The following is a 12,632-nucleotide window of genomic DNA, read 5'->3' as shown; positions in this document are numbered from 1 at the left end:
CATGGACGCTGACGTTCTCGCACTGGTGCGACGCTCGCTGCCGAAGCTGAGCGCTGCCGAGGCGCGCGTCGCGGAGACGATCCTGGGCGATCCGACGCTCGTGATCGACCTGGCGATCAACGACCTCGCAAAGCTCTGCCGCACCTCGCTGTCGACCGTGGCGCGCTTCGCGCAGACGCTCGGCTTCAGCGGGTATCGCGAACTGCGCGTCGCCGTCGCTCGTACGGTCACGCTCGCGCAGGCGCAGCAGGCCCGCTTCGGCCTCGACAGCACGACCATCGACCCCGACGACGAACCGGCCGCCATCGCCGCCAAGCTCGCAGCCATGGAGATCGACGCGATAGAGAAGACCGCCCTCGGGATCGATGCGGCGGCACTCGACCGCGTGGCGAGAGCCGTGGTCGCTGCCCGGCACATCGACCTGTTCGGTCAGGCCGCGTCGTCGTTGACCGCGCAGGACCTGCAGCTGAAGCTGTCGCGCATCGGCTGCTCGGTGTCGCATTCGCCGGATCCGCATCTCGCTGTGACGACGGCGTCGCTGCGTTCTCGCGACGATGTGGCGATCGCGTTCTCGCACGGGGGAGAGACCGCCGAGACCGTGCGCGCGCTCGAGGTCGCCCGAGCCACCGGCGCCCTCGCCGTGGCGGTGACGAGCGTCGCCGATTCGACGGTCGCGCAGACGGCCGACGTGGTGCTGCTCACGCACGCCCATGAGTCGCCCTTCCGTATGGCCGCGATGTCGAGCCGCATCGCGCAGCTCGCCCTCGTGGATGTCCTGTTCGTCCGCGTGGTGCAGCACCGCGGGGAGCCGGTAGCGGTCTCGCTGCAGCTCACCCACGACGCCGCCGCATCTCGCCGTACCTCTCCCGGTCGTTGAGCGAGGAGCGCAGCGACGAGACGAAACGCTCCCGATCCCGGTCGTTGAGCGAGGAGCGCAGCGACGAGACGAAACGCAGCTTTCCTGCGGAGCCGTGAATGTCGGCATCCGCTCGTATGGTTCAGCGGCATGGGCTACGTCTACATTCTCCGCTGCGCCGATGACACTTTCTACATCGGAAGCACGCGCGACCTGGACCGTCGACTTGTCCAGCACCAGCAGGGCATGGGCAGCACGTACACGAAGCGTCGTCTCCCCGTCGCGTTGGCCTGGAGCGGGGAGTTCTCACGCATCGATGAAGCCTATGCCTGGGAGAAACGCCTGCAGGGGTGGAGCCACGCGAAGCGCGCGGCGTTCATCGAGGGAGGGCTCGACGCCGTCGTCGGATGGAGCGCTCGGACGCGAGCTGTAGGGAGTGCGCCTCCCGGTCGTTGAGCGAGGAGCGTCAGCGACGAGACGAAACGCAGTTGCACGGCGGCGGCGTTTCGTCTCGCTGGCGCTCGCTCAACGAACGGGTTCCGGAACGGAGCGCTCCCGAGCTCCGGTCGTTGAGCGAGGAGCGCAGCGACGAGACGAAACGGGTGCGAATCAGTCGATGTGGTCGCGGGTGCTCGTGAGAGCGCGCGTCGCGATGCGGTGGCCCCGGGCGAGGCTCCCTGCCAGCGAGAGCCCGGTGAGGATGCCGGCGAGGAAGCCCGCGGCGAAGGCGTCCCCGGCGCCGATCGTCTCGACGACCGGCACGTCCAGCGCGGAACTCTCTGCCCGTTCCCCGCCGTCGAAGGCCACGGCGCCATCCGAATCGGTGATGAGCAGGTAGCGGGGCTCGGGGAACAACGACCGCAGCTGATCCGGGTCGCCGGTGCCGAACACGGCCTCCGCATCCGGACGCGAGCAGAACACGACATCGGACCGGTGGGCGAGGTCACTGATCAGCGCCTTGCCCTCGTCCTCGCGCCCGCGCCAGAGCGCCGGACGCCAGTTCACGTCGAAGCTCAGCAGGCGGTCGGCGCGGCCGTGCGCGAACAGCGCCTCCTGCGCTGCGCGCGCAGAGGGCGACAGCGCAGGCGTGATCCCGGAGGTGTGCACGAGAGCGGCCCCTGCGAGGACAGCGGATGCCGCGGGCGTTTCCAGCGTCTGCGGCGAAAGGTCCGCCGCAGCAGAACCCGACCGGTAATAATGCATGGTCCCGTCGACCGCGCCGTCAGGTCGCGGGGCGAGTTCCTTCACATACAGCCCGGTCGGAGCATCCGGATCGACCTCCACCGCGGAGTCGTCGACACCGTGCCGACGAAGCTCCGACGAGAGGAATCGCCCGAACCCGTCGTCGCCGACTCGCGACACGACGGCGGTGCGGATGCCGGCGGACGCGAGCGCGATCGCCGTGTTCCACTCGGCGCCGGCGAGCGAGCGGTGGAACGTGCGGTTGTCCTCGAGGGGGGCGGCGAGGGCGGGGACGAGGGAGACCATGCCCTCGCCGAAGCAGACGGCGAGCGGGGAGGATTCGGGCACGATCTGGACACTACCGGATGACACTCAGGACCAGGATGTCGATACCGGATCGCAACATGCCGTTGTTTGGTATCTGAGAATTCACTGGGTAGCGTCGAAGAATCACCGTGTCCGGCGGCGACGAGGCTGTCGGAACGTGCAGGGAAGCGCCCTACAGGGAAGGTCACACAATGCACCACACAGTCACACGACGGCGGGGGATGGTCGCCGTCACCGGCGCCACGCTCGCCGCGCTCGTCCTGGCGGGATGCGTCGCCAGCGATCGCGGAGACGACAGCGGAGAAGGCGCAGGTGATGTCGACGGAACGTTCGTCTTCGCCGCATCCTCCGACCCTGCCAGCCTCGACCCCGCGTTCGCGCAGGACGGCGAGACCTTCCGTGTCTCGCGTCAGATGTTCGAAGGCCTCGTCGGCACGGAGCCCGGCACCGCCGACCCGGCGCCGCTGCTCGCCGAATCGTGGGAGTCGTCTGAGGACGGCATGTCCCACACCTTCACCCTCAAAGAGGGCGTGACCTTCCACGACGGCACGCCGTTCAACGCCGAGGCCGTCTGCTTCAACTTCGACCGCTGGTTCAACTGGACCGGTCTGGCAGCGTCCGAGGCGTTCGGCTACTACTACAACAAGCTCTTCAAGGGCTACGCCTCGAACCCGGCTGACGCCGTCTACAAGTCGTGCGCCGCTGACGGCGACACCTCGGTCACGATCGAGCTGAACAAGCCCTTCGCGGGCTTCATCCCCTCGCTCTCCCTGCCGTCGTTCGGCATGCAGAGCCCGTCGGCGCTGGAAGAGTTCGGCGCGGACGAGGTCGCAGGCTCGGCCGAGGCTCCGCAGCTGTCCGAGTACGCCATGGGGAACCCGGTCGGCACCGGCCCGTACCAGTTCGACGAGTGGGCACCGGGCGAGCAGATCACCCTCACGGCCTATGACGACTACTGGGGCGAGAAGGGTCAGGTCGACGAGATCATCTTCCGCACGATCGACGACCCGACGGCCCGCCGTCAGGCGCTCGAGTCGGGCTCCATCGACGGCTACGACCTCGTCGGTCCTGCTGACACGAAGGCTCTCGAGGACGACGGCTTCACCATGGTGTCGCGTCCGCCGTTCACGATCCTGTACCTCGCGTTCAACCAGGCGGTTCCCGAGCTGCAGGACCCGAAGGTCCGCGAGGCGTTGTCCTATGCGATCGACAAGGATGCACTGATCACCCAGGTTCTGCCCGAGGGCACCGAGAAGGCGACCCAGTTCGTTCCGCCGGTCGTCAACGGCTACAACGACGGTGTCACCACGTACGACTTCGATCAGGAGAAGGCCAAGTCCCTTCTGGCCGAGGCCGGTTACACCGAGGCCAACCCGCTGAAGCTGACCTTCAACTACCCGGTCAACGTCTCGCGTCCGTACATGCCGGACCCCGAGCAGATCTTCACGGTGCTGTCCACGCAGCTCGCCGAGGTCGGCGTCGAGACCACTCCGGTCTCGGAGGAGTGGGTCGAGTACCTCGACCGCACCACCGGCACCGCGGACCACGGCATCCACCTGCTCGGCTGGACCGGCGACTACAACGACACCGACAACTTCGTCGGCGTCTTCTTCGGGCAGCAGAGCTCCGAGTGGGGCTTCGACAACCCCGAGCTGTTCCAGAAGCTGACCGAGGCCCGCGGCGTCGCGAGCCTCGAGGAGCAGACCCCGCTCTACGAGGAGATCAACGAGGATGTCGCGCAGTTCATCCCCGGTGTCCCTCTCGCGCACCCGGCGCCGACTCTGGCGTTCGACCCGCGCGTGGAGAGCTACCCGGCCAGCCCCGTGAACGACGAGGTCTTCACCGACATCGTCCTCACCAAGTAACAGCTGACGCCGCCAACCGGTCGTTGAGCGAGGACGCTTCGTCTCGCTTCGCTCGCTCAGTGCGGGTCTACGCGACGAGACGAAACGCAGGGGCCTTCGCGGAACCTGCGTTTCGTCTCGCTTCGCTCGCTCAACGACCGCGTGTTAGGAGATCTCTTTGCTGCGCACCATCGGCAGGCGACTGCTGCTTCTCATCCCCACCCTGTTCGGGCTCAGCATCCTGCTGTTCGCCTGGGTCAGGGCCCTTCCCGGCGGCCCCGCGGTCGCCCTCCTCGGCGAGAAGGCGACGCCGGACGCCATCGCCAGGGTCAACGAACTCTACGGCTTCGACAAACCACTGATCGAGCAGTACTTCATCTGGATCGGACGCCTGCTCCAGGGCGACTTCGGAACGTCCATCCAGACGAACCGTCCCGTGGTGGAGGAGTTCCTCCGCCGCTTCCCGGCGACCCTGGAGCTGAGCGTCATGGCGCTCATCTTCGCCGTCGGCGTCGGCATCCCGCTCGGCTACTGGGCCGCCCGCCGGCACGGCAAGTTCACCGACCACGCGTCGGTCGTGCTGAGTCTCGTCGGCATCACCATCCCGGTGTTCTTCCTGGCGTTCATCCTGAAATACGTCTTCGCGGTGCAGCTGGGCTGGCTGCCTTCGGATGGCCGACAGAATCCTCGAATAGACGCCACTCATCCCACCGGGTTCTACGTGTGGGACGGCATCATCACCGGCGAGTTCGACGCATCCTGGGATGCGATCCTGCATCTCATCCTGCCCGCCCTCGCTCTCGGCACCATCCCGCTCGCCATCATCGTGCGCATCACCAGGGCCAGTGTCCTGGAGGTGCAGAACGCCGACTACGTCCGCACGGGTCGGGCGAAGGGCGTCGGGTCATCGACGCTGCGCAGCCGCTTCATCCTGCGCAACGCCATGCTCCCGGTGATCACCACGATCGGTCTGCAGACCGGTCTGCTCATCTCGGGCGCGGTGCTCACCGAGACCGTGTTCGCCTTCCCGGGGATCGGCTCGTTCCTCGCGAGAGCCATCTTCACGAGGGACTTCCCCGTGCTCCAGGGATTCATCATCTTCATCGCGATCGCGTACGCGCTGATCAACCTCGCGGTGGATGTCTCCTACAGCTTCATCGACCCGAGAGTGAGAGTGCAGTGATGTCCCTCACCACCGTCCGCCAGGAGGCCGCATCATGAGCGTTGCACTCCCACCCGCACAGGGTCCGTCCGCAGAGAGCGGCGGGGTCATCGACACCGTCGCGATCGCCCAAGCCGGCTTGAAGGACGGCTCCGGCGGCTTCTGGCGGGACGTGTTCCGCCGGCTCCGCCGCAATCCCACCGCCTGGGTCGGCGCGGCGATCGTGCTCGCGTTCCTGCTGGTCTCGGCTCTCGCGCCCCTGCTGGCGCCGTATCCGGAGACCGCGCTCCCCGGAGCGAAGTTCATCACTCCGACGTACATCCCGGGTCCGGGCGAGTTGCCGCAGTTCCCCCTCGGGCTCGACCGGTTCGGCGGCGACGTGCTGTCGAAGCTCATCTGGGGAGCCCAGGCGTCACTGCTCATCGGTGTGATCTCCACGGCGATGGGCCTGGTCGGGGGCATGATCCTCGGCCTGCTCGCGGGGACATTCGGCGGCTGGGTCGACACCCTGATCATGCGCATCGTCGACATCATCCTCTCGGTGCCGAACCTGCTGCTGGCGGTGTCGATCGCGGCCATCCTCGGCCAGACGCCCTTCGCGGTGATGATCGCCATCGGGGCATCCCAGGTGCCGATCTTCGCCCGTCTGCTGCGCGCCTCCATGCTGCAGCAGCGCTCGAGCGACTATGTGCTTTCGGCGCAGACTCTCGGTCTCGGCCGCGGTCAGATCACCATGTCGCACGTGCTGCCCAACGCGATCGGGCCGGTCATCGTGCAGGGAACCCTGACACTGGCCACCGCGGTCATCGACGCGGCCGCCCTGTCGTTCCTCGGTCTCGGCGGCGGGCGCCCCGAGACGGCCGAGTGGGGTCGCATGCTCACCTATGCGCAGGCGGAGCTCGCGATCGCGCCCTGGCTGGCGTTCCTCCCCGGCATTTGCATCGCGGTCACCGCGCTCGGGTTCACGCTGTTGGGAGAAGCCTTGCGTGAAGCGATGGATCCCCGGACGAGGGCACGATGAACGCGCGAGACGAGAGCGCCCTGCGCGCTGAGAAGGAGAATCGGATGTCAGCCGCGCCGCTGCTGTCGGTCCAGGGCCTCGCCGTGGACTTCGCCACCATGGACGGCGTCGTGCACGCCGTCGAAGGGGTGGATCTGGAGATCGCCGCCGGTGAGACCGTCGCGATCGTGGGCGAGTCCGGTTCGGGCAAGTCCACCACCGCCATGGCCATCATCGGCCTGTTGGCGGGTGGCGGAAAGGTCGCCTCCGGCAGCATCCGTCTCGACGGACGGGACATCACGCGCGCTCCGGAAAGCGAGCTGCGGGCCATCCGCGGCCGGGACATCGGCCTCGTCCCGCAGGACCCGATGTCGAACCTGAACCCGGTCGCCAAGATCGGCACCCAGGTGGCGGAGACGCTGCTCGCGCACGGGCTCGCGAACCGGCAGAACGTGCAGGCGAAGGTCGTCGAGGCGCTGACCGCGGCGGGCCTGCCCGATCCGGAGCGTCGTGCGAAGCAGTACCCGCACGAGTTCTCCGGTGGCATGCGCCAGCGTGCGCTGATCGCGATCGGCCTGGCGTGCAAGCCGCGTCTGCTGATCGCGGACGAGCCCACCAGCGCGCTCGACGTGACCGTGCAGAGCACGATCCTCGATCAGATCGGGGTGATGACGCGCGAGCTCGGAACCGCCGTCCTGCTCATCACGCACGACCTCGGCCTCGCGGCCGAGCGTGCGGAGCGCGTGATCGTGATGCACCGCGGCAGGGTCGTCGAGCAGGGAGACGCACGTCAGATCCTCGAGGCTCCGCAGCATCCGTACACGCAGTCGCTCGTGGCCGCGGCGCCGTCCGTCGCCGCAGCGCGGCTGCGGCCGGAGGCGTTCCGTGTCGAGGAACGGGCGGATGCCGACGGCGCTTCGACGGTGGACCGGTCGTTGAGCGAGGAGCGCAGCGACGAGCGCCCTACTGAGCGAGCGCAGCGAGACGAAGTGACGAAACGCGTCGAGAAGGACAACATCGTCGAGATCGAGGATCTCACCAAGGTGTACCCGGTGCGTGGGCGCGGTGAGGACTTCGTGGCGGTCGACAGCGTCTCGCTCGTGATCCCACGTGGCGAGACCGTGGCGATCGTGGGGGAGTCCGGTTCCGGCAAGACGACGACAGCGCGGATGCTGCTGAAGGTGGTCGAGCCGACGAGCGGACTGATCCGCTACGAGGGTAAGGACATCTCGTCGCTGAGCCGGGCGGAGACGAAGAACTTCCGCCAGAAGGTGCAGCCGATCTTCCAGGATCCGTACTCGAGCCTGAACCCGATGTTCACGATCGAGCGCCTCATCGGGGAGCCGCTGGACTTCTACAAGCGGGGGAGCGGCGCCGACCGACGCAAACGCGTGCGGCAGCTGCTCGACGATGTGGCGCTCCCGCAGTCGATGCTGCGGCGGTACCCGTCGGAGCTCTCCGGCGGCCAGCGTCAGCGCGTCGCGATCGCCCGGGCGCTCGCGCTCTCGCCGGAGCTGATCGTGTGCGACGAACCCGTATCCGCGCTGGACGTGCTGGTGCAGGACCAGATCCTGAAGCTGCTCGGCGACCTGCAGACGGAGTACGGCCTGAGCTATCTGTTCATCTCGCACGACCTCGCGGTGGTGCGGCTGATCAGCGACTACGTGTGCGTGATGAAGGACGGGAAGCTCGTCGAGGCGGCGTCGTCCGAGGAGATCTTCACCAACCCCCGCGATCCGTACACGAGACGGCTGCTGGCCTCGATCCCGGGCAACGAGCTGAACATCGCGTCCTGATCCGATCGCGCTACGCGCATCACGATGCATTGCATCCGCATCATGATGCGCGTACGCTCGAGCCATGCGCACGACAGTCAATATCGATGACGATCTGCTCGCCGAGATCAAGGTGATCGCGGGCAGGAAGCATGCGTCGCTCGGCGAGGTCGTCGATGACGCGATTCGCGAGTATCTCGCGGAGCGGCAGAAGCCCGTCGTCGACTTCTCCTGGGCGGATGTCGCGGTCGAGGTGCCGGGAGATCGGGGCCTGCGGCCCGGAGTCAACTGGCGGAGCAACTCGGCGATGCTCGACCTGATGGAAGACCTGTGATCCTTCTCGATGTGAACCTCTGGATCCCCGCCCTGCGCATCGGGCATCCGCAGCACCGATCAGTGATCGAGTGGATGTCGAGGGTTCGGGCGGACGGTGAGCTGATCGGGGTCTCCGAACTCGCGTTGTCGGGTGCTGTTCGTCTGCTCACGCACCCACGGGTCTTCGATCCCCCGTCCGATCCCGAGACGGCCATGGATGCCTGCAGGAACGCCGTCGCCGCCCCGGGTACGCGGATCGTCCGCCCGGGAGAGCGGCACTGGCAGATCTTCGACCGCCTCGTGCGGCGCGCGGGAGCGCGCGGGAATGACGTGCCCGACGCGTATCACGCGGCGCTGGCGATCGAGCATGGAGCGGCGCTGGCGTCCTTCGATCGGGGTCTTGCGCGGTTCGACGGGCTTCGGCTCATCGACCCCTCGGCCGGCTGATCGGATGCTTTTACCGCAGCATCCGAGATTGGTCAAGGACTGAGCTTGCCATGTTGCCGAATCGCACGTATAGTTGGTAGTTGCGCTCGCTTCTCCCTGCCCTCATATGGTGGTCGGCATTCGTTGAGTCTTTGAGCGCACACTCCACCTGACGACAAAGGAATCGAGAAGCCCTGCGGGGCTCACGGAGGTTATTCCCTTGGCTGCTGCTCGCAACGCATCCACATCCACCACCACCAAGAACGGACGCGGAGCATCCCGTCTTTCGTTCGCCAAGATCTCCGACACCCTGACGGTCCCAGACCTTCTGGCTCTGCAGACCGAATCCTTCGGTTGGCTCGTCGGTAACGACGCCTGGAAGGCGCGCGTTGCCGAGGCCAAGAAGGCCGGCCGCACCGACGTCAACGAGAACTCGGGCCTCGGCGAGATCTTCGAGGAGATCTCTCCCATCGAGGACCTCGGCGAGACGATGCAGCTGTCGTTCACGAACCCGTATCTCGAGCCGGAGAAGTACTCCATCGACGAGTGCAAGGAGCGCGGCAAGACGTACGCCGCTCCGCTGTACGTCGAGGCCGAGTTCATGAACCACCTCACCGGTGAGATCAAGACCCAGACGGTCTTCATGGGCGACTTCCCGCTCCAGACCGACAAGGGAACGTTCATCATCAACGGCTCCGAGCGCGTCGTCGTCTCGCAGCTCGTGCGTTCGCCGGGTGTCTACTTCGACAAGACCCCCGACAAGACGTCCGACAAGGACATCGTGTCGGCGCGCGTCATCCCGAGCCGTGGTGCATGGCTCGAGTTCGAGATCGACAAGCGCGACCAGGTCGGCGTGCGCGTCGACCGCAAGCGCAAGCAGTCGGTCACGGTCTTCCTCAAGGCTCTGGGCATGACGAGCGAGGAGATCCTCGCCGAGTTCGCCGGCTACACCTCGATCGAGGAGACGCTCGCGAAGGACACGATCGTCACGAAGGAAGATGCGCTCCGCGACATCTACCGCAAGCTCCGTCCGGGCGAGCAGGTCGCCGCCGAGGCTGCCCGCGCGCTGCTGGACAACTTCTACTTCAACCCGAAGCGCTACGACCTGGCCAAGGTCGGTCGCTACAAGATCAACCACAAGCTGGGCCTGGACCAGCCGCTGAACTCGTCGGTGCTGACCGTCGAGGACATCGTGGCCACGATCAAGTACCTCGTGCGTCTGCACGCAGGCACCGAGGAGACCTTCACCGGCATCCGCTCGGGCAAGAAGGCCGAGATCCGTCTCGCGACCGACGACATCGACAACTTCGGCAACCGTCGCATCCGCGCGGTCGGCGAGCTGATCCAGAACCAGGTCCGCACCGGTCTGTCCCGCATGGAGCGCGTCGTCCGCGAGCGCATGACCACGCAGGACATCGAGGCGATCACGCCGCAGACCCTGATCAACGTGCGCCCCGTCGTCGCCGCGATCAAGGAGTTCTTCGGAACGTCGCAGCTGTCGCAGTTCATGGACCAGAACAACCCGCTCGCCGGTCTGACGAACAAGCGTCGTCTCTCCGCGCTGGGCCCGGGTGGTCTCTCCCGTGACCGCGCCGGCGTCGAGGTCCGTGACGTCCACCCGTCGCACTACGGCCGCATGTGCCCGATCGAGACGCCGGAAGGCCCGAACATCGGTCTGATCGGTGCGCTCGCGACCTTCGCGCGCATCAACTCGTTCGGTTTCATCGAGACCCCGTACCGCAAGGTCGAGAACGGTGTCGTCACCGAGCACATCGACTACCTGACCGCTTCCGAAGAGGTCGACTTCAACATCGCGCAGGCCAACGCCCCGCTCGATGCCAAGGGTCGCTTCATCGAGAGCCACGTCCTGGCCCGCCCCAAGGGCGGTAGCGGCGAGGTCGACATGTTCCTCCCTGAGGACATCGGCTACATCGATGTCTCGCCGCGCCAGATGGTGTCGGTCGCGACCTCGCTCGTGCCGTTCCTCGAGCACGACGACGCACAGCGCGCCCTCATGGGTGCCAACATGCAGCGTCAGGCTGTGCCGCTGCTGCGCAGCGACTCGCCGCTCGTCGGAACCGGTATGGAGGGCTACACGGCCATCGACGCCGGTGACGTGCTCACCGCCGAGAAGGCCGGTGTCGTCTCCGAGGTCTCCGCGGACCGCGTCGTCGTCATGCTCGACGAGGGCGGAACGCAGGAGTACCACCTGCGCAAGTTCGACCGCTCCAACCAGGGCACGTCGTACAACCAGAAGGTCGTCGTCTCCGCCGGTGAGCGCGTCGAGGTCGGAGAGGTCATCGCCGATGGCCCCGCCACCGAGAACGGCGAGCTGGCCCTCGGAAAGAACCTCCTCGTCGCCTTCATGACGTGGGAGGGTTACAACTTCGAGGACGCGATCATCCTCAGCCAGGACCTCGTGAAGGACGACACCCTCTCCTCGATCCACATCGAGGAGTACGAGGTCGACGCTCGCGACACGAAGCTCGGCAAGGAGGAGATCACCCGTGATCTCCCCAACGTCAGCCCTGAACTGCTCAAGGATCTCGACGAGCGCGGCATCATCCGCATCGGCGCCGAGGTCCGCCCCGGCGACATCCTCGTCGGCAAGGTCACGCCGAAGGGCGAGACCGAGCTGTCGGCCGAGGAGCGTCTGCTCCGCGCGATCTTCAACGAGAAGAGCCGCGAGGTCCGCGACACGTCCCTGAAGGTGCCTCACGGCGAGCAGGGCACGATCATCGCGGTCAAGGAGTTCAACGCCGAGGACGGCGACGACGAGCTCGGCTCCGGCGTGAACCGCCGCGTCGTGGTCTACATCGCCCAGAAGCGCAAGATCACCGAGGGTGACAAGCTCGCCGGCCGTCACGGCAACAAGGGTGTCATCGCGAAGATCCTCCCGATCGAGGACATGCCGTTCCTCGCGGACGGAACCCCGGTCGACATCGTGCTGAACCCGCTCGGCATCCCGGGACGAATGAACTTCGGCCAGGTCCTGGAGACCCACCTCGGGTGGATCGCCAAGCAGGGCTGGAAGGTCGAAGGCAAGCCGGAGTGGGCAGCGCGTCTGCCCGAGCAGGCGTTCGAGGCCGCTCCCGGCACGAAGGTCGCCACACCGGTGTTCGACGGTGCGAGCGAGGAGGAGATCGCCGGTCTCCTCGACGCGACCACCCCGACCCGCGACGGCGACCGCCTGATCGGTTCGAGCGGAAAGGCCCTGCTGTTCGACGGCCGCTCCGGCGAGCCGTTCCCGGCGCCGGTCTCGGTGGGCTACATGTACATCCTGAAGCTGCACCACCTGGTCGACGACAAGATCCACGCACGTTCTACGGGTCCGTACTCGATGATCACCCAGCAGCCGCTCGGTGGTAAGGCGCAGTTCGGTGGACAGCGCTTCGGTGAGATGGAGGTGTGGGCTCTCGAGGCCTACGGCGCCGCATACGCGCTCCAGGAGCTCCTCACGATCAAGTCCGACGACATCCTCGGCCGCGTCAAGGTGTACGAGGCGATCGTCAAGGGCGAGAACATCCAGGAGCCCGGCATCCCCGAGTCCTTCAAGGTGCTCATGAAGGAGATGCAGTCGCTCTGCCTGAACGTCGAGGTCCTCTCGGCCGACGGCACGCTGGTCAACCTGCGTGACACCGACGACGAGGCCTTCCGTGCAGCGGAAGAGCTCGGGATCAACATCTCCAGCCGCTTCGAGGCCGCCTCGATCGACGAGATCTAAGGTGAGGGCCGCCGTCAGCGG

General features: G+C 66.7%; 10 protein-coding genes. 9 read left to right on the top strand and 1 reads right to left on the bottom strand.

Features of this window, described 5'->3' with window-relative positions; genetic code table 11:
* Position 1: 1 nt before the first annotated feature.
* Positions 2–877 carry a MurR/RpiR family transcriptional regulator gene (locus RS85_RS11330; protein WP_046013562.1) on the top strand — a complete coding sequence of 292 codons (876 nt, stop codon included), beginning with the start codon at positions 2–4 and terminating at the stop codon, positions 875–877.
* 129 nt (positions 878–1,006) lie between these two features.
* Entirely contained in the window at positions 1,007–1,312 is a 306-nt protein-coding gene (locus RS85_RS11325) for a GIY-YIG nuclease family protein (protein ID WP_046013561.1), read from the top strand.
* A gap of 153 nt (positions 1,313–1,465) precedes the next feature.
* On the opposite strand, the gene RS85_RS11320 is transcribed toward RS85_RS11325, so the two are convergent.
* A complete protein-coding gene (locus RS85_RS11320; RefSeq protein ID WP_052703550.1) occupies positions 1,466–2,386 on the bottom strand; it encodes a sugar kinase in 921 nt (306 codons plus the stop codon).
* 170 nt (positions 2,387–2,556) lie between these two features.
* Here RS85_RS11320 and RS85_RS11315 point away from each other — a divergent pair, with 170 nt between their 5' ends.
* From RS85_RS11315 to rpoB, 7 genes are all read left to right on the top strand, one after another.
* Positions 2,557–4,230: an ABC transporter substrate-binding protein gene (locus RS85_RS11315; RefSeq protein WP_046013560.1), complete on the top strand. Its 1,674-nt coding sequence runs from the start codon at positions 2,557–2,559 to the stop codon at positions 4,228–4,230.
* 157 nt (positions 4,231–4,387) lie between these two features.
* Positions 4,388–5,392 (top strand): ABC transporter permease, encoded by a 1,005-nt coding sequence (locus RS85_RS11310; RefSeq protein WP_046013559.1) that lies wholly within the window; start codon positions 4,388–4,390, stop codon positions 5,390–5,392.
* Positions 5,393–5,426: 34 nt separating this feature from the next.
* Positions 5,427–6,392, top strand: a complete 966-nt coding sequence (locus RS85_RS11305; protein WP_046013558.1) for an ABC transporter permease — start codon at positions 5,427–5,429, stop codon at positions 6,390–6,392.
* 44 nt (positions 6,393–6,436) lie between these two features.
* Positions 6,437–8,167 (top strand): ABC transporter ATP-binding protein, encoded by a 1,731-nt coding sequence (locus RS85_RS11300; RefSeq protein WP_162836772.1) that lies wholly within the window; start codon positions 6,437–6,439, stop codon positions 8,165–8,167.
* 64 nt (positions 8,168–8,231) lie between these two features.
* Complete coding sequence (locus RS85_RS11295) at positions 8,232–8,480, top strand: CopG family ribbon-helix-helix protein (protein ID WP_046013556.1); 249 nt, start codon at positions 8,232–8,234, stop codon at positions 8,478–8,480.
* Positions 8,477–8,908, top strand: coding sequence for a TA system VapC family ribonuclease toxin (locus RS85_RS11290; RefSeq protein WP_046013555.1), 432 nt, complete (start codon positions 8,477–8,479; stop codon positions 8,906–8,908). The genes RS85_RS11295 and RS85_RS11290 overlap by 4 nt, the downstream gene beginning before the upstream one ends.
* A gap of 199 nt (positions 8,909–9,107) precedes the next feature.
* Positions 9,108–12,611, top strand: coding sequence for a DNA-directed RNA polymerase subunit beta (gene rpoB / locus RS85_RS11285; protein ID WP_046013554.1), 3,504 nt, complete (start codon positions 9,108–9,110; stop codon positions 12,609–12,611).
* Positions 12,612–12,632 lie beyond the last annotated feature (21 nt).

The organism is Microbacterium sp. SA39, assembly GCF_000967865.1.
GTDB lineage: Bacteria > Actinomycetota > Actinomycetes > Actinomycetales > Microbacteriaceae > Microbacterium.
Note: the sequence above shows the minus strand (reverse complement) of the source record. Positions and strands in the feature narration are given on the sequence as shown.

What these genes read in the sequence shown, in the direction of transcription:
- RS85_RS11330 (WP_046013562.1), top strand. Translation starts at nt 2, where the DNA reads ATGGACGCTGACGTTCTCGCACTGGTGCGACGCTCGCTGCCGAAGCTG.
- RS85_RS11325 (WP_046013561.1), top strand. Translation starts at nt 1,007, where the DNA reads ATGGGCTACGTCTACATTCTCCGCTGCGCCGATGACACTTTCTACATC.
- RS85_RS11315 (WP_046013560.1), top strand. Translation starts at nt 2,557, where the DNA reads ATGCACCACACAGTCACACGACGGCGGGGGATGGTCGCCGTCACCGGC.
- RS85_RS11305 (WP_046013558.1), top strand. Translation starts at nt 5,427, where the DNA reads ATGAGCGTTGCACTCCCACCCGCACAGGGTCCGTCCGCAGAGAGCGGC.
- RS85_RS11300 (WP_162836772.1), top strand. Translation starts at nt 6,437, where the DNA reads ATGTCAGCCGCGCCGCTGCTGTCGGTCCAGGGCCTCGCCGTGGACTTC.
- RS85_RS11295 (WP_046013556.1), top strand. Translation starts at nt 8,232, where the DNA reads ATGCGCACGACAGTCAATATCGATGACGATCTGCTCGCCGAGATCAAG.